The sequence below is a fragment of the Ruegeria sp. BI12 genome, from assembly GCF_056537985.1.
This window is the reverse complement of record NZ_JBQFSL010000001.1, coordinates 2,027,477-2,043,844: the sequence shown is the minus strand read 5'-3', so window position 1 is coordinate 2,043,844 and position 16,368 is coordinate 2,027,477. Positions and strand designations below refer to the sequence as shown.

The following is a 16,368-nucleotide window of genomic DNA, read 5'->3' as shown; positions in this document are numbered from 1 at the left end:
TGGTAATTTGAATGGGATGGCAGAAGGCCTGTACCTGGGCATCAAGGACCTCCCGATCGTGTCTCCGCATGGTCACTGCGATCCGGGGTGGTTCGCAACCGATGCGCCGTTTCCCAATCCGGCAGAGCTGCTGGTGGTTCCCGACCATTACGTGTTCCGAATGCTCTATTCGCAGGGTGTTCCCTTGTCCGAACTTGGCGTTGGGGAAGAGGGGCGAAAGAATGATCCTCGCGCCGTGTTTCGCACCTTTGCCGAGCACTGGCATCTGTTTCTGGGAACGCCATCCCGGATCTGGGTGAACTACGTGCTGCATGAAACGCTGGGCGTGTCTGAGGAGTTGTCTTCACGCACAGCAGACCTGATCTATGATAAGATCGCCGAAAAGCTGGCGCGACCCGAATTTCGCCCGAGGGCTTTGTTCGACAAGTTTGGGATCGAGGTTCTGGCCACCACGGATTCCGCTCTCGACGGCCTCGCGGAGCATCGGGATATCCGTGCAAGCGGTTGGGGCGGGCGAGTTATTCCGACGTTCCGCCCAGACGGGGTTTTGGATGGGGCAGACCCGGAGTTCGTACAGAACCTGAACAAGTTGGCCGAGCTGACAGGCTGCGATCTGGGCAGCTATGATGGCTACCTCAATGCGCTGCGAATGCGGCGGGCTTATTTCATCCGGCTGGGCTGTACGGCTACCGACCACGGTATCGAACGTGTGCAGACCGAGTGGCTGGAAGACCCGGATGCGCTGTACCAACGGCTGAGACGGCGGGAAGGGGCCGAACAGGATGCTCGCCGCTTCTACGGGCATATGCTGATCGAAATGGCGCAGATGTCTGTCGATGATGGTCTAATCATGCAGATACATGCGGGCAGCAAGCGCAACACGAACGACGCGGTAATGCGGGACTTCGGACGGGACAAGGGGGCTGACATTCCAATCGCGATGGATTGGGTCACGGGCCTTGAGGCGCTGTTGAACCGGGTCGGAAACTCGCCGGAACTGCGGATCATTCTCTTCACATTGGATGAAAGCACCTATGCCCGTGAACTGGCGCCAATGGCGGGGCATTGGCCGTGCCTTCGGATCGGGCCGCCTTGGTGGTTCCACGACAGCCCAGCCGGGATTGCGCGGTATTTCGATCAGGTCGTTGAAACGGCCGGATACTACAATCTTGCCGGATTCAATGACGACACGCGGGCTTTTCTGTCCATTCCAGCTCGTCACGACCTGTGGCGACGAGGTGTTTCTATTCATTTGGCCGAGCAGGTTGCGCGCGGCTATTTCGGCCGGGACAGTGCCGAGCATCTGGCACGATTGCTGGCGGTCGATCTGGCGAAACAGGTTTACGGGTTGCAAAGCTAGATGGGTACCATTCTTCACTTCGGTCTTGGAAACTTCGCCCGGGCGCATTTGCTGGACTACACCGATCAAGCGGGCGGATGGGACGTTGTCGGCGTTAGCCTGCGTTCATCCTCGGTTCGGGATGGATTGGCCGGCCAGGGTTTCGAGTACGATTTGTGCGTACAGGGGCAGGGCGTCCGGCGCATAAAAGCTCTGCGGGACGTTCTGGTCGCGCCCGAGGATCGCGCCGAGATTCTCAATGTGATGGCGGATGCCGAGATCATCTCGGCGACCGTCACCGAAAAAGGTTATCACTTGGACGCAGCGGGCAATCTGAACCTTCAGGACCCGGCGATTGCTGCCGATCTGGCGGGGCAGGGGCCCGCAACGCTGATCGGGTTTCTCGCTTTTGGCCTCGCGGAACGGCGCAAGCCAGTGACGGTGCTAAGCTGCGACAATCGCATGGAAAACGGCAAAACGCTTGAAACGGCAGTTGCCGATTTTGCAAATGCAGCCGGTCTGGACGTGAATTGGGACGCAGTTCGCTTTCCCAACGCGATGGTCGACCGGATCACCCCGGCTACCACGGACGCCGTTCGCGCAATCAGCGGCGATCCTATGGCTGTTCCAACCGAGGCGTTCTCGGAGTGGGTGGTCGAGGACAATTTCGTCGGGCCACATCCCGATTGGCCGGGCGTGCAACTGGTCGATGACGTGGCCCCGCACGAGATGCGAAAGCTACGCATGTTGAACGGTGCCCATTCCCTCTTGGCTTATGCCGGGTTGGAGCGAGGCCTGACCTACGTTCACGAAGCGGTTCAAGACCCGGTTTTGCGCCCGCTGGTTACCGAGTTGATGAAGGATGCGGGCGCAACGCTGCCCGCAGCACTGCAAGTACAGGTTCCGGACTATGCCGAGGCTTTGTTGCGCCGCTTTGAAAACCTCGAGCTGGCGCACCGTCTGGACCAAATCGCGATGGATGGCAGCCAGAAGCTGCCGTATCGGTTTGTTCCCACACTCCGTGAGACCGGCTCTCAGGCGGTGATCGCAGGGATGCGGGCCTGGATCTCCTTTTGCATGTCCGAGATCGCCAAGGGCAGGACGCTGAACGATCCTTGCGCGTTGGAAATCGCCTCGGCTGTCACACAGCAAGATCCGGTAGTGCCGCTTTTGGACCTTGTTGGCGCTGAGGATCTCGCGTCACTTATCCGGGAGTGATCGCGCCGCGGAACTGAACAACGGTGGACGCCAGATTGTGTCCGGCCATCAGGGCCTTGGCCTGCGATTTTCCTGTCAGCAAGGCTGCGAGGTACCCACCGTTGAAACTGTCGCCCGCCGCTGTGGTATCCAGCACGTTTTTGGCAGGCTCATAGGTTTGGTCAATGTTCTGACCAATGGACAGAGGGCCATCCTCTCCGCGTTTCAATGCACCGACACCGTGATGATCGGTAAAGCGTGCCGCCACTTGATCCGCGCATTCCCCGAACAGTGCCATCTCGTCGTCGATAGATGGTAGGGCAATATCTGCACGCTGCCAAAGCCGTTGGTTGATCTGCCGGGCGTGTTCGGCGCTGTCCCAAAGACGCGGACGAAAATTGCTGTCATAGACCAACCGGACTGAAGAGCCTTCGAGCCAGTCCAGAAGCGCAAGCCTTACTGAATGCGGAAGAATGGCCACGGAAATCCCTGACAAGTACAGCACGTCGTAACCTTTCAGCGAGCTGAAGTCATGATCGGCAAAAAGCTGGCGGGCGGCCGCCTCGCTGCGCCAATAGGTGAAGCTGCGTTCACCGTCCGCAGAGGTCGTGATCGCGTATAGTCCCGGAGAAGCGTTGGGAATGATGCGGATGCCGGATGTCCCGATGCCATGGCTGGCGATAAAGTCCGCGATGCGCCCTGAGAACGGGTCGTCGCCCAGACATGTCACATACTCCACCTGCAGATCAGGAGCCGCGCGGTGCATGTAGATGGCTGTGTTCAGCGTATCCCCCGCGACGCCCACCTTCGCGCCGGTCTCCAGCATGGACAATTCGATCATTGCTTCACCGATGCAGGCAATTCGCGTCATTTCTTTTCTCTTTTCCAAATGATGAGCCCGGCGACCATGATCAGCGCAGCCCCTGCCAACGTGAATGCGTCCGGTACTGTGTCAAAGAACAGATAGCCCCAGATCGCAACGTAGATCAGGAACGAATAGGTGAATGGCATCAACTGGTTCGCCGTTCCGAACCGATGCGCGTTCGTCAGCAGTTGATGCCCGCACCAGCCAAAGACGCCTAGGCTGATCAGGACTATCAGGCTCCACATGTTTTCCGGCTGAACCCAAAACCAGATGGCGAAGGGCAGCAGGACCACCGTCCCGGTAAGCCCGAGGTAGAATTGCATGGTGTCCACGGCAACAACCCCGGACAGCCTGCGCGTCATGATCGAGTAAAAAGCCAACGCGGTGGCGTTGTAAACGATCAGCAGCATGGTCGGATGAAAGGCCGAACCAAAGGGCCGCACGACAACCAACACCCCCAGAAAACCCAGGATGATAGCCGCCCAACGCCATGGTCCCACTCTCTCCTTCAAAACGAAAACGGACAGGAAGCACACGATGACCGGGCTTGAGAACATGATTGCCGACACGACGGTCAGAGGCAAAAACCGCAGGGCAAAAAAATTGAAAACGGTCGCCGAGATCAGCAGCAAGGCCCGGCTAATGACCTGCCATGGATGGTCGGTCTTGAACCGGCTGGCCTCAATCCCGCCCTTGGCGATCACGCCCACAGAGATCACGAAGTGCCCCGCGTAGCGCATGAACGCCAACTGAAATGCCGGCACGCCGGCCAATGCCAACCACTTGGCCCCAAGGTCCACCAGCGAAAAGAATAGCCACGCCGTCAGCATCAGCACGATGCCAAGGCGCGGCAGGTCCGCATTGGGGTTGGCGGTGACAGCCATCGATCAGGTGTTGAAACGCTTGACGTAGTAGTCAACCATCTGGCTGACCATATCATCCGCCTGACCGTGGTCGCGCGCGTCATTCAGCGCCGAAAGCGCGCCCTGCGACATCACGCTGGCAACGCCCGCCTCGCGCGCCATTCGGTCATAATACCCGAGGTCTTTTGCCGCATTCTTGATGGCAAAGGCCAGCTGACTTGGGTCGCTCTCAAGGCCGTAGGCTTTGACAAAATCCATCATTCCGGAATGCAGCGGCCCTGCGGCCATAACGTCATACAGCTGCTTGCGGTCAACACCGGTGATATCTGCCATGGCAAAGGCTTCGGCCATCGCGTTCGCGACGGTCATTCCGAAGAAGTTGTTGATCAGCTTTACCGTGTGCCCGGACCCAACGGGGCCAAGGAAAAAGACGTTTTCGCCCAAATCCTTCAGTGTCGGCTCGGCTTTGTCGAAGGCAACCTTGTTGCCGGAAGTCATTATGTTGAGCTTGCCTTCGTGCGCGTGCGCCGGCGTCCGGCCAAGCGGCGCATCAAGATAGCTTCCACCGGCTGCGGCAACCTCTTCGGCCAAGGCGCGTGTACTGCCTGGGAGAGAGGTGCCAAAGTCGATGACGACCGCCCCGGGTTTCAATCCCGCAATCACTCCATCTGTACCCCGCATACGACCCTCGACCTGTTCGGAGGTGCCCATGCACAGCATCACGATGTCGCTGGCTTCAGCCAGTTCTTGGGCGTTTTGCATCTCGCGGGCGCCTCGGTCAATCGCGGCGTCCAGGTGCGTGCGGTCGCGGTTTCCCAGTACAGCGACCGAGTATCCTTGGTCCAACAGTCGGCTCACCATGGCGCCGCCCATTAGTCCCAAGCCGATAAACCCGATTGATGGTTTGCTCATAGGTCTCCCTTTCCGTGAATGTGTAAGGTTTCCATTCTTGTGTCTGGTGCGGGCGGCTTTTCAGTTTAATTGCTCATTTTGCCCGGTGGAATATCATTGATTTTTGAGTGGTCCGGTATTTTGCCGGGCCGCATGTCCATCAGGCCGGCGCCCGCGCTCGAGTTGTTCGCGCCTTTAGCCCCTCTTCTATCCATGATGTGACCTCGAGCGTCCGGGCTGCATCCTCGACGTCGATCAGTGGAGGGGCGCCGTCGATCACGTCAAGGAAATGATCCAGTTGCACCTCCAATGGTGCGCGTTGCTGTTCCGGTCGTGTAAGCTGGTCCTTTTGGGCCGCAGTCCCCCAATCCTTTCCACGCCACAGAGTCATGGAGGGAAAACTCACAGCACCACTGGTTCCCGTGATCCACATCATGTCCTGGTGGGTCGTGCCGATGTTCGGGTTCTCGCCGGTTCCAGCCTCAAACCCCCAAGGGCTGGGTGCTGTGTCGGCAAAGCTGATAGTGCCCGTCGCGCCGTTTTCGAACGCGGTCGCGATAGCCCCACTTTCTATCCGATCCGATCCGCGGATCGACGCGCCGGGCAGGGCGACGACATCCGAGATTTCTCCGATCACAAACCGCAGGACATCGATATCATGCACCAGATTGATCATGACTGGGCTGCCATCAGAAGTCCGCCAGTTCTGTTCAAAATAGCTCTCGGGTTTACGCATGGCCCACAGCAACGAGACGTTGATGACTTGTCCGATCGTACCTTGCGCGATCACCTCTTTCAGGTGCTGCAAGGTTGTATGATACCGCCGATGGTGGCCCACAAGGCTGCGGACATCGGCCTGGCGAACGGCCGTTCTCAGGCGCAGGGCATCATCGACCGATGCGGCAACCGGCTTTTCGATCAGCATGTGCCAACCGCGGGATGCGGCTAGAATGCCATGTTCGGCATGCAGGCGGGTGGGCGTCGCGATGATGACGCCATCTACGGGGCTCTGCACCTCGTCCATACTGGCAAAACGCGGCGCGTCGATCTGGATCGAACCATCTGGATCGGCCAACCCGACCAACATGCAGTCGGGATGCTCAATCACGGCGCGGACGTGGCGGATGCCGATCAACCCGCCGCCAGCTACAAGGATCCGTTTCACATCACCGCTCCGATTTGCCAGGGAACGAATTCGTAGTCACCCAGGCCCTGCGCCTCGGACTTGGTTCGCGCGCCCGAGGCGACTTGGAGCAGCCGCCGGTATATTTCCTGTCCTTTTTCTTCGACGCTGGCACCTTTGGTCAGAATATCACCCGTATCCACGTCCATGTCTTCAGGCATGCGCGCTGCCAACTCAGAGTTGGTAGCGATTTTCAGCGTGGGCGCTGGTTTGGACCCAAAGGCAGAGCCGCGCCCCGTGGTGAAGCACACTAGGTTGCACCCGGCCGCGATCTGCCCGGTCACCGAGGCCGGGTCATATCCGGGGCTGTCCATGAAGGTGAAGCCTTTGGCGGTGATGGGTTCAGCGTATTTGAATACACCGGTCAAAGGGGTGGTTCCACCCTTCGCCGCTGCCCCCAGCGATTTCTCAAGGATGGTCGTCAGCCCCCCGTGCTTGTTGCCGGGGCTTGGGTTGTTGTCCATCGAGCCGTGATTGCGAGCGGTATAGTCCTGCCACCAATCGATCAGTCCGATAAGTTTTTGCCCAGTTACGCGACCAAGGGCGCGGCGGGTCAAAAGATGTTCGGCTCCGTAGATTTCGGGCGTTTCCGCAAGGACACCGGTGCCGCCTTGGGCAACCAACAGGTCGCAGGCGTGTCCGAGCGCAGGGTTTGCGGTCACGCCTGACCAAGCGTCCGATCCACCGCATTGCAGCGCAACTATCAATTCAGACGCCGGGGCTTCGCTGCGCCTCACCTCATTCGCAATGGGCAGCATCTTGTTAATCTTGCCGATGCCCGCTTCCACGGTCCGGCGCAATCCGGCGACGTTCTGGATGTTCATCGTCTGGAAGGTGGGACTTTGCTTCAGACCATACGCGTCCAGCAGCCAGTCGATCTGGTTCATCTCGCAGCCCAGACCGACCATCAGAACGGCAGCGTGGTTGGGATGTTTCGCAAACCCCCACATGACCCGTTGAAGTGCTTCGAAACCGTCGCCGGAATCGGCCATTCCGCAGCCCGTTCCGTGGACAAAGGCCACCACGCCGTCGACGTTCGGAAACTCGGCCAACTTGTCCGGCGTGAAGTGGTTGGCGATCATACGGGCCGCAGTCGCCGAACAATTAACTGTGGTCAGAACCGCGATGTAATTGCGCGTGCCGACCCGACCACTGTCCCGATGGTAGCCCATGAACGTATCGACCGAGGTGGCGGGTTTCATGGGCCTGTGATCCGTCGCAAACTCGTAGTCCACACTAGTGTTGCGGAACTCGATATTGTGGGTGTGCACATGGTCGCCAGGTTCGATCGGTTGGGTGGCGTAACCGATAATCTGGGCGTATTTTCTGACAGGATCGCCGGGTGCAAGATTCCGCGTGGCGACCTTGTGTCCCGAGGGGATGCGCGTATTGGTCATGACATCCTCCACCATACTGCCGGCCTCCAGGGACCGAGTTGCAACAACCACGCTATCCGTTCGATCTAAACGTACAAAAGTCATAATCAGCTTTCCTGGCGGCAGCAGCTAGGCGCAGAACGGTGAGTCCGATGTCCATCGGTGAATATCTATGTGCGGTTGTCCGGACAGCCTTGCTCGCGCCGCTTCCCAATTGGAATTGCAGACACGCCAATCTCGCAGTTCGGTTTCGGGGTGCGATCTGGACCTCGCGATGAAGCTGGGGAAATGGTCTCGACCGGTGGGCTGGCCTGCCGCACTGAAGCGAATGTCGAACGACCAGCGGAACCGGTCCGTTTCATTGACCAGCGAAGCATGTGGCGTCAGAGGGTGAAACAGGATGATCCCACCCGCCTTGACAGGAAGGGGCACAGCCCGGCCTTCGTCAATGAATCCGTCGGCAATACCAGTCTGCGTCCGCGCGCAATGCGGTAGGATGGATTGGTCCTGTGCCTTTGGCAGCACTTGCAGGCAGCCGTTTTCGAGCGTTGCATCGTTGACGGCAATCCACACCGTGACCATGTCGGTCTGATCCGCATCCTCCAACGCAACCGCCCGGTCCTGATGCCAGTCCGTCGCTGTGATGTGCGCGCGCACCTCATCCTTGGACAGCTTGAGAGCGGGGGGCTTCAGCCGAACGTGCTGGATTGGATTGCTCACCAACTCTGGCCCGATCAACTGCTCGACAATGTCAAGCATGGGCCGGGCCGTTAGCAAGTCGAACACTGCAGGCCCGATATGGAACGGTGTGTCCGCCATGATCCGATCGCCGGGCAACGAGATGTCCAGCGGCTGGAAATAGTCGCAACCGGCCTGATAAGCGGACAGAAGTTTGTCCCAGAAGGTCATTCCAGACGGTTCGTCCTTGACCAGCCCTTTTTCGTACCAACCGTCATAGAGCCGGCTCAGGACATCCGAGTATTCGGTCTGTACCCGATCAAGGACATCGGCAGGGATAACATCCTCGACCACGAGGTATCCGTCCGTCTGGAACTTGCCAATCTGATCTTGTGTCAGCATGGGTGCGACCTCACAACAGCAGCGCGATTATGCCCGGCCAAATCAGAAGAACGGAAAGCGCCAGCAACTGGATCCCGATGAATGGCAGGAAGCCGCGGAAGATATCCGTCAGACTGATATGTGGCGGGGCCACCGACTTCAGGTAGAACGCGGCCGGGCCAAATGGGGGCGAGAGGAAGCTGACCTGCATGTTCATACAGAACACGACGCCGAACCAGATGGCGACATGACTCGGCTCCAACTGGCCAAAGACTCCGATTTCTTCGATAGGAAGGCGCAGGACGATCGGCAGAAAGACCGGAATAATCAACAGCACGATGCCGACCCAATCCATGAATGCGCCCATGAACAGCAAGATCAGCATCATCACCAGAATGACCAGCATGGTTGGCAGCTCCTGGCCGACGATTAGGTCAGCCACGTATTGGGGCCCGCCAGCAATGGTGTAGGCACCCGCCAGCGCGGCGGCCCCGATCGTAACCCAGATGATGGTGCCTGTGGATTTTAGGGTTCGCATCAAGCTGTCCCAAACCAGCTCGAACGATCCTTCGCCCCGCAGGATGGCGATAATCAGAACGGCGAAGGCGCCCATGCCCGCAGCCTCAGTGATGCCTGTGATCCCGCCATAGATCGAGCCGAGCACGACGCCGATGACGACCAGCGGAGCGACGAGGCCTTTGCCCATTTCCCACCCGATTTTAGCGCGCTCTCTGCCAAAGACGAAGAAGATCAGCAGAAGGGCAACGATCGTGATGCCGGCAAACCAGGGCATGTAGTCAGCCGTTCCCAGCCTCGCGGGCTCGCCCTGGCTGGCAGCGTTCGAGCCTGAGAGCTCGAAAAACGCGGCCCGGATAAACAGAACGGTGGAAAATCCGGCGACGACGATGCTCATGAAGGCCCCAAACAGTTTGCGTTTTTCGGCCGGTTCGGGGTCGTTCGGATCCGGTTCCGGCAGCGGAGCGTGATGAGGATTCAACTGCGTGCGGATGATGATGTACAGGATGATCATCGAGGCCAGCATGAAGCCAGGAATGAAAGACGCGGTGAACAGCGACTTGATCGAGGTTTCGGTGATCAGCCCATAGATGATCAGAACGATGGAGGGAGGGATCATGGTGCCCAGCGACCCCGAGGCGCAGATGACGCCGATCGCGAGATTTTGATCGTACCCTAGGCGCAGCATCTGGGGCAGGGCGATAAGTCCCAGCAGGACAACCTCACCACCGATTATGCCGGACATGGCTGCCATGATCACCGCCATGATCGAGGTCACGATCGCGATGCCGCCACGTGTTCTGGAAAGCCAGACATTCAGCGACGAATACATGTCACGCGCGATCCCGGATCGTTCTAGCAGCGACGCCATGAAGATAAACAATGGCACTGATATGAGCACGTAGTCCGTTAAGAGCCCATATATCTTCTGCGCCAGGATATAGAGCGGCCCAGTCCCTGGCCGACCGGTGAGAACCCCGTCGCCGAATGAAAACGGGTTCAAAAGCAGTGTCGGTTCGAACTTCAGGACAAGAACCAGAACCGCAAGCGAAGCCGAGGCCAGACCCAAGGGCATTCCGATCGCCAGAAGCACGATCAGGGCGACCATCAGAATGAGTGAGATTGTTCCAATATCCATCAGTCTTGTCCCACCGCTCGTTTGATCATTTCAATTTCGTCTTCGTCCGGTTCATCTGTGTGGATTTCCGGTTCTTTGTTCCAATCAGCGATCAAGTTCAAAATTGCTTGCATTGCGACGAGCGTAATCACGATCAGCACCATCGGCTGCAACGTCGCCGGGATCGGAGGATTGAAGGCGGAGCCATAAAGCTCCCATTTATAGAGCTTGTTGACGAACACCTGTTTGTAGCTGCCGTAGACCAAAAAGAAGGCAAACAGCACGATCAGTATTGTCGAAACCGTATCAAAAACGCGTTGAAGCCAACGTGGAACTGCGTCGTAGAGCAGGAATATTCGAATGTGACTGCGTTGCTGCATGGCGTAGTAGCCGGACATCAAAAACACAAAGCTGGCGAACCAAAGTGTCATTTCGTTGGCCCACTCGGTCGGCTTTTCCAGGATATAGCGCATGAAGACTTCGTAGAGCATGACGACGGTCATGATTGCGATCATCATCATCGTAACTCGTCCTATGAACAGGGCGAAACGATCCATAACCGTCGTGCCTTCGAACTCCATCGTCGCTGGGCGCACTGTCTTGGTGCCAATCACTGCAAGAAACGGTAGAAGGACGAGCGCGGCGACGTCGATGATGTCGACATAACCCCCGAAAACGCCAGACAATTCGGGCGTGATGTCGCTGCGCAGATATATTTCTGTTACCTGACTTTTGAGGGATTCAGAGGTGTAGGGCAGCCAATCCAATAGGAATGCAGGGAGATGCCAAACAAGCCAACTGGCCGTCGCTACGAAGGCCAACGGTATGAGCCATTCAATTGGTCCGCCTGAATTCTTGTGCATCGCGTAACCCTCGTCCCTATCCTTCGATCCTGTAGTGATCGATAAAGTCTCGATCCGGCTCGACACCCAGTCCGGGCCCAGTCGGGATCATGACACGACCGTTGTTGGCCTTGACCTGATTTTGAATTCCCAGCGGTACGGTCAGCAGATCGTCCCGAAACTTGTTGTTCGTTGTGTCGAACTCCAGCATCGGCTCCCACGGGTGCAAGCCGCCTGGAATCGCTGGCATGGCCGCCAGTAACTGCAGATTAGTTGCGACAGCGATGGCGCTACCCCAGACGTGATTTACGACCGGAGTGAAATGTGCGTGGCATAGGGCCAGTACCCTGAGATACTCTGAAACACCGCCCAAAGCGCAAACTTCTGGCTGCGCTATATCGATGCCGCGATTTTCAAGAAGACTGCGCCAGGCCCAGCGATTGAATACCGTCTCACCGCCCGAAATGTTGACTTTCAGCGAAGTGCGCAATTCGCGGTATCCGTCAATGTCTTCTGGCGCGACGGGTTCTTCGAACCAATATGCGTCCAGTTCTTCCAGCGACCGACCGACGTAGAATGCGTCCGAAGTCGTATAGGCATGGTTTGCATCGACCATAAAGGGAAAGTCGTCACCAACCCCGCGTCGAACGGCTTCGCACAGCTTCACATCAGGCTTCGGGCCAAAGCCCGTTTTCATTTTGGTGGCGGTGAATCCCATCTCCTTGATCTTTGAGGCTTCATCCTCAAAACGGCTGGCCAGATTGGAAATCGGTTCATCCCTGAGCATCATGCCGTAGCCGTAGCAAGGAACGCTTGCGCGATGTGCGCCGCCGACAAGCTTATGGAGGGGGAGGCCAGAGATTTTGCCGGTGATGTCCCAAAGTGCGATGTCCACACCGGACAAAGCCTGTATTGGCATTCCGCTTTGGCCATGGTCTCGCAAAAGGTTGTACACCTTGTGCCAGATCACGTCTTTGTCCAAAGGGTCCATGCCAAGAACCATTGGTTGGATGACCTTTTCCACGATGGATTTGTTGGCAATGGCTACGTTTCCGGGACCAAAGCACTCCCCCCAACCAGTTACCCGTTCATCTGTCTGAACCTCGACCAGATGAGTTGTACGCTTGTCATAATACTGTTGCGAGTAGCCCAGAACTTCCGGCATGTCGTACTGCAGTACGTGACTTATTATTCTGGTGATTTTCATGAAGCTCTGGATCCCGGCGCCGAACCGGAGAGGCCGCTAGTGCGGCCTTTCCGTGTGTCGTAAGTCGGTCGCAGCCTGACTACTGCATCGCGCCCAGGTCACGCAGGAAGTTGATATGGCTTTCCAGCAGCGCCTGTGCTTCAGGGGTCGTTGCGAACTCAGTCCACCCGACCTGGACGGCCGCGCGATAGGCTGCCAGATCTTCAGGCGACCATTCGTACAACTGAACGCCTTTTGCTTTCAGGTCTTTTGCAGTCTGAGCGTTCTGCACTTCGTTGATGGTCGCATTGTGCAATGCCAGGCTATCCATTGCGACTTCCATAATCTTCTTATGGTGCGCGGGCATTGCTTCCCAAACGTCTTTGCGACAGGCAAGGTGGTCCGCGGGCATCGAGTGGAAACCGGGATAGTTTGTGTGACCTGCGATCTCGTACAGGCCCAGGCCCACATTGTTCGTCAGGTTCGCAGCATCCGCACCATCAATGATGCCGGTTTCCAAAGCTGTGAAGATTTCGTTGAAGTCCATAACGATCGGAGAAGCACCAAGTTCCGCGAACACTTTGGTCGCAAGGCCTGGAGGGGAGCGGAATTTCCAATCTTTGAAGTCGTCCACTTTTGCAATCGGCTTGGTCGAAGAAAGCGACTCCGGCCCGGGAATCCACCATCCGATGAACTCCATGTCATAGCCGTTGTATAGATCATTCACAGCTTCTCTTCCGCCGCCATGAAGAAGCCAAGCCATTTGCTGATATGGGTTCTGATACCCGCCGAGCAGGTCGCCCGCAAACTGGAAGGCCGGATTTTTTCCCGTCTGATAGCCGCCACCCGTCATGTCGCAGTCCAGAATTCCCGTAGCTGCGGCATCGAAGGTTTCAACTGATTTGACCACCGAAGAGGAATAGAACATTTCAACTTCGATTTCGCCGTTCGACATCTCCTGAATGTCTTCAACGAATTTTGCAGCCATCTGACCAGACAGAGTTTCGGGTGAAAAATGGGTTTGAATTCTAAGTTTCGTTGTTTCAGCCATCGCGAAACCGGCTGCCATTGTCGTGGCTACGGCCGCCACGGCCGCTGTCTTGACTATTTTCATAGTGTCCTCCCAGACGTTGAGCATTGCGCTTAGTGGGAGATCTTGTCGCCTCCGCTGCTGTCACGCAGATAAACGTTAAGCCGACGAATCGAATGCAACAAGAAAAATTTGAAATTTCTAAAAATTTCGAGATTATTGCATAAACTCGAAAATTTGCTTACGACGCTACTTGGGCAAAAATTGAAGGCGCACACAGGGATGAAAGAAGAAATCGATATTTATCAAGATCTTAAAATGCGCCTAGTCTCGAACGGATTCGAGCATGGAGCCAAGGTAAGGGCCGAAGAACTACGTAAAGAGTATGGCTGTTCTGCGAGCGCAGTTCGTGAAGTCCTTTTTCGATTGTCCGCTGTTGGATTGGTGGACTTTCAGGAACAAAAAGGTTTCCGCGTGCCAATGCGTTCGCCGCAGAAGCTTATCGAATTGACACATGTCCGTGTTTTGTTAGAGGCCGAAGGTACAGCAATGTCAATCCGTAGTGGCGGGGTGGATTGGGAAGCAAGACTGACGGCCGCGCATCACAAACTTAGCCACATAGAAAAACGCATACATGCCACAGACGACCCGAGCGGCCTTATCGAGATATGGTTTGCCTCGGAGAAGGAGTTTCACCAAACGCTTATTTCTGCATGTGGCTCGGAAACCTTAAAACAAATGCATGGCCGAGTTTACGCGCAATTCAGACAGCAGTTGATGGTGGCAGACCGGAACTTTGAGTTCATTTCTCAGAACATAAGACACCATGCCAATATACTGGAGGCAGCATTGTCAGGGGATGAACAGTTAACACGAGAGAAAATTCACGATCATCTGAAACGCCACCTAACTGGAAAGACGATGGGCGACTAGCGCCGAAAATCGTCTTCCAAATACACCTGAATGATTTCGTCGAAGCTTGATTCCGCCTCGAACCCCAACTCCAGAGTGCGATCTGTTTGAAAGTCGCGCGGCCAATTCTTGACTATTCGTTCGATTGCCTCGTCGGGTTCTCGTCTGATGAGGCCAACTGCATCTTGGCCGGCCGCGGCGCGCAGCGCTTCGATTTGTTCTGCGACGGTGCAGCTTACGCCCGGCATGTTCAACGCGCGTCGGTCATTCAAAAGCCGCGTGTCGATTGTTGCTGCGTGGGTCAAAAAAGTCGCAGCGGCGCGGGGGCTGGCGTGCCAGTGGCGAACAGTTTCGGCAACAGGCAAGACAGCCTCAGCCCCATTCAATGGCTCTCGGATAATACCTGAAAAGAAGGACGAAGCGGCAGCGTTGGCTTTGCCAGGGCGCACACACAAAGTGGGCAAGCGTAAGGAAACACCGTCGATATATCCCTTCCTGCTGAAATCCGTGATCATCAATTCAGACGCCGCTTTCTGCGCTCCGTAACTGGTCAAAGGAGCCGATAGAAACTCATCGCTTATCTTTTCGGGGAACGGTGCCCCGAAAACTGCTATGGACGAGGCAAAAACCAGACGAGGCGTGTACTCGCCTCCTGACGCCTCGTGTTCATCCTTGAGTGTGTTCAGCAGTGTCCAGGTCGCCATAAGATTGACATCCCAACCCAACGCAAAGTCAGTTTCAGCTTGGCCTGAAACGATAGCTGCAAGGTGAAATATGACGTCCGGGCGCTGAGCTGCAACCGACTTGGCGATGCCTGACGTGGTCAAGTTTCCCACAATTTGCTTACCTGGCGCACTGTCGAGCGGGAATGAGAGATCGAACAGTGAGATTTGGGCATCTGCTCCAAAAATTTCTTGGGTCGAAACGCGTTGAGCCAGTTTCTGGCCCAGCATTCCTCCACCGCCTATAATAAGTACCCGCGTCACAACATTCCATTCCGTTTTTTGAGTTCCAGATACAAAGCCGAATGATCCAGTTCGGCCCCATCCATTTCGTTTATCAAATATTCGAAACGGTTGCGCACGGATTGGGTGCTGGGTAGCTCAACGCCAAGGCTGCGCGCTTCTTCTAGCGTGTTGTCCAAATCCTTTATTTGAAACTTAGACAAACCTCCTGGTACAAAATTTCCATCAGACATGCGTTCGCCATGTTGTTGTAAGATAATACTGTCCGCAAAGCCCCCCTTCAGTGCGGCCCTCAACGCGGTGGGGTCTGCACCGCCTTGCTGAGCCAGTAGAGTCGCTTCGGCGACAGCCGATATTGTTACAGCGACAATTGTTTGATTGGCCAATTTGCACAATTGACCAGAACCACTTGGGCCAACATGTACAGGCCGGCCCATTGCTGTCAGAACCGGTCGCACGCGCTCCATAACATCCTGATCGCCACCGACCATGATCGCAAGGGTGCCAGCTTCGGCACCTTTGGTGCCACCGGAAACCGGGGCGTCCAGATGCAGCACCCCCATCGAGGAAAGCTGCGCAGATTGCTCTCTTGCGTGTTCGGGTTTGGCGCTCGACATATCAATCCAGATCATCCCCGGTTTGAGTTGCTCGCGGAAAGCCTCGTCAGCAAGTAGCGCGCCGGTCGCGTATCCATCCGAGAGCATGGTTATTATTACGTCTGCACCCGAAACCGCCAGCGGGGCAGTTTCCACCAATGTCGCGCCTTCTGCTGTCAACGGTTTGGCCTTTTTCAAGCTGCGGTTCCATACAGTGAGCGGAAACTCGGCGCACAAAATATTCCGCGCCATAGGAGCTCCCATCAGGCCGGTTCCCAACAGAGCCACTTTGAACTGCTTGCTCATCATCTACTGTCCTTCCGAAGCTGTGCCACGCATGGTTATGGCCAAACCAAAATCTCTGTCATACGCTAACGGCTCTGTGCCCGCATGCCAGAAGCCGTTGCAAATCCGCCAAGGTTTCTTTGCTT

General features: G+C 56.5%; 14 protein-coding genes and 1 pseudogene. 3 read left to right on the top strand and 12 right to left on the bottom strand.

The features are described from left to right. The first annotated feature begins 16 nt into the window (after nucleotides 1-16). Both uxaC and ACR0AK_RS10340 read left to right on the top strand, forming a co-directional pair. Nucleotides 17-1,360 (top strand): glucuronate isomerase, encoded by a 1,344-nt coding sequence (gene uxaC / locus ACR0AK_RS10345; protein WP_170559344.1) that lies wholly within the window; start codon nucleotides 17-19, stop codon nucleotides 1,358-1,360. Then, on the top strand, nucleotides 1,361-2,557 hold the full coding sequence (locus ACR0AK_RS10340) for a mannitol dehydrogenase family protein (RefSeq protein WP_170558371.1): 1,197 nt from the start codon (nucleotides 1,361-1,363) through the stop codon (nucleotides 2,555-2,557). Here ACR0AK_RS10340 and ACR0AK_RS10335 read toward each other — a convergent pair. The 10 genes and pseudogenes from ACR0AK_RS10335 to ACR0AK_RS10290 all read right to left on the bottom strand — a co-directional run bounded on the left by ACR0AK_RS10335 (nucleotide 2,544) and on the right by ACR0AK_RS10290 (nucleotide 13,548). After that, nucleotides 2,544-3,407 carry a sugar kinase gene (locus ACR0AK_RS10335; protein WP_170558369.1) on the bottom strand — a complete coding sequence of 288 codons (864 nt, stop codon included), beginning with the start codon at nucleotides 3,405-3,407 and terminating at the stop codon, nucleotides 2,544-2,546. The genes ACR0AK_RS10340 and ACR0AK_RS10335 overlap by 14 nt on opposite strands. After that, entirely contained in the window at nucleotides 3,404-4,285 is an 882-nt protein-coding gene (locus ACR0AK_RS10330; RefSeq protein WP_170558367.1) for a DMT family transporter, read from the bottom strand. The genes ACR0AK_RS10335 and ACR0AK_RS10330 overlap by 4 nt, the downstream gene beginning before the upstream one ends. A gap of 3 nt (nucleotides 4,286-4,288) precedes the next feature. Further along, nucleotides 4,289-5,215, bottom strand: a pseudogene (locus ACR0AK_RS10325) (NAD(P)-dependent oxidoreductase); the annotation flags it as partial. Nucleotides 5,216-5,315: 100 nt separating this feature from the next. After that, a complete protein-coding gene (locus tag ACR0AK_RS10320) occupies nucleotides 5,316-6,320 on the bottom strand; it encodes a Gfo/Idh/MocA family protein (RefSeq protein WP_058277415.1) in 1,005 nt (334 codons plus the stop codon). Then, nucleotides 6,317-7,819 (bottom strand): UxaA family hydrolase, encoded by a 1,503-nt coding sequence (locus ACR0AK_RS10315; protein ID WP_058277416.1) that lies wholly within the window; start codon nucleotides 7,817-7,819, stop codon nucleotides 6,317-6,319. The genes ACR0AK_RS10320 and ACR0AK_RS10315 overlap by 4 nt, the downstream gene beginning before the upstream one ends. A 24-nt stretch (nucleotides 7,820-7,843) precedes the next feature. Further along, nucleotides 7,844-8,794, bottom strand: a complete 951-nt coding sequence (locus tag ACR0AK_RS10310; protein ID WP_058277417.1) for a phytanoyl-CoA dioxygenase family protein — start codon at nucleotides 8,792-8,794, stop codon at nucleotides 7,844-7,846. A 10-nt stretch (nucleotides 8,795-8,804) separates the two neighbouring features. Continuing rightward, the gene (locus tag ACR0AK_RS10305) at nucleotides 8,805-10,427 is read right to left on the bottom strand and encodes a TRAP transporter large permease (RefSeq protein WP_170558359.1); all 1,623 of its coding nucleotides are present in this window, start codon (nucleotides 10,425-10,427) and stop codon (nucleotides 8,805-8,807) included. Next, entirely contained in the window at nucleotides 10,427-11,269 is an 843-nt protein-coding gene (locus tag ACR0AK_RS10300) for a TRAP transporter small permease subunit (protein ID WP_170558357.1), read from the bottom strand. The genes ACR0AK_RS10305 and ACR0AK_RS10300 overlap by 1 nt, the downstream gene beginning before the upstream one ends. A 16-nt stretch (nucleotides 11,270-11,285) precedes the next feature. Further along, entirely contained in the window at nucleotides 11,286-12,455 is a 1,170-nt protein-coding gene (locus tag ACR0AK_RS10295) for a mandelate racemase/muconate lactonizing enzyme family protein (RefSeq protein ID WP_480793243.1), read from the bottom strand. 79 nt (nucleotides 12,456-12,534) lie between these two features. Beyond that, nucleotides 12,535-13,548 (bottom strand): TRAP transporter substrate-binding protein, encoded by a 1,014-nt coding sequence (locus ACR0AK_RS10290; RefSeq protein ID WP_480793242.1) that lies wholly within the window; start codon nucleotides 13,546-13,548, stop codon nucleotides 12,535-12,537. A 198-nt stretch (nucleotides 13,549-13,746) separates the two neighbouring features. Between ACR0AK_RS10290 and ACR0AK_RS10285 the strand changes: the two genes are divergently transcribed. Further along, nucleotides 13,747-14,397, top strand: coding sequence for a GntR family transcriptional regulator (locus ACR0AK_RS10285; protein ID WP_480793241.1), 651 nt, complete (start codon nucleotides 13,747-13,749; stop codon nucleotides 14,395-14,397). Here ACR0AK_RS10285 and denD read toward each other — a convergent pair. Both denD and ACR0AK_RS10275 read right to left on the bottom strand, forming a co-directional pair. Next, on the bottom strand, nucleotides 14,394-15,329 hold the full coding sequence (gene denD / locus ACR0AK_RS10280) for a D-erythronate dehydrogenase (protein WP_480793240.1): 936 nt from the start codon (nucleotides 15,327-15,329) through the stop codon (nucleotides 14,394-14,396). The two genes, ACR0AK_RS10285 and denD, sit on opposite strands and share 4 nt — an antisense overlap. A gap of 29 nt (nucleotides 15,330-15,358) precedes the next feature. Continuing rightward, nucleotides 15,359-16,243 carry an NAD(P)-dependent oxidoreductase gene (locus ACR0AK_RS10275; RefSeq protein ID WP_480793239.1) on the bottom strand — a complete coding sequence of 295 codons (885 nt, stop codon included), beginning with the start codon at nucleotides 16,241-16,243 and terminating at the stop codon, nucleotides 15,359-15,361. Nucleotides 16,244-16,368: the final 125 nt, after the last annotated feature.

What these genes read in the sequence shown, in the direction of transcription:
- uxaC (WP_170559344.1), top strand. Translation starts at nt 17, where the DNA reads ATGGCAGAAGGCCTGTACCTGGGCATCAAGGACCTCCCGATCGTGTCT.
- ACR0AK_RS10340 (WP_170558371.1), top strand. Translation starts at nt 1,361, where the DNA reads ATGGGTACCATTCTTCACTTCGGTCTTGGAAACTTCGCCCGGGCGCAT.
- ACR0AK_RS10335 (WP_170558369.1), bottom strand. Translation starts at nt 3,407, where the DNA reads ATGACGCGAATTGCCTGCATCGGTGAAGCAATGATCGAATTGTCCATG.
- ACR0AK_RS10330 (WP_170558367.1), bottom strand. Translation starts at nt 4,285, where the DNA reads ATGGCTGTCACCGCCAACCCCAATGCGGACCTGCCGCGCCTTGGCATC.
- ACR0AK_RS10315 (WP_058277416.1), bottom strand. Translation starts at nt 7,819, where the DNA reads ATGACTTTTGTACGTTTAGATCGAACGGATAGCGTGGTTGTTGCAACT.
- ACR0AK_RS10310 (WP_058277417.1), bottom strand. Translation starts at nt 8,794, where the DNA reads ATGCTGACACAAGATCAGATTGGCAAGTTCCAGACGGACGGATACCTC.
- ACR0AK_RS10305 (WP_170558359.1), bottom strand. Translation starts at nt 10,427, where the DNA reads ATGGATATTGGAACAATCTCACTCATTCTGATGGTCGCCCTGATCGTG.
- ACR0AK_RS10300 (WP_170558357.1), bottom strand. Translation starts at nt 11,269, where the DNA reads ATGCACAAGAATTCAGGCGGACCAATTGAATGGCTCATACCGTTGGCC.
- ACR0AK_RS10295 (WP_480793243.1), bottom strand. Translation starts at nt 12,455, where the DNA reads ATGAAAATCACCAGAATAATAAGTCACGTACTGCAGTACGACATGCCG.
- ACR0AK_RS10290 (WP_480793242.1), bottom strand. Translation starts at nt 13,548, where the DNA reads ATGAAAATAGTCAAGACAGCGGCCGTGGCGGCCGTAGCCACGACAATG.
- ACR0AK_RS10285 (WP_480793241.1), top strand. Translation starts at nt 13,747, where the DNA reads ATGAAAGAAGAAATCGATATTTATCAAGATCTTAAAATGCGCCTAGTC.
- denD (WP_480793240.1), bottom strand. Translation starts at nt 15,329, where the DNA reads ATGCTGGGCCAGAAACTGGCTCAACGCGTTTCGACCCAAGAAATTTTT.
- ACR0AK_RS10275 (WP_480793239.1), bottom strand. Translation starts at nt 16,243, where the DNA reads ATGAGCAAGCAGTTCAAAGTGGCTCTGTTGGGAACCGGCCTGATGGGA.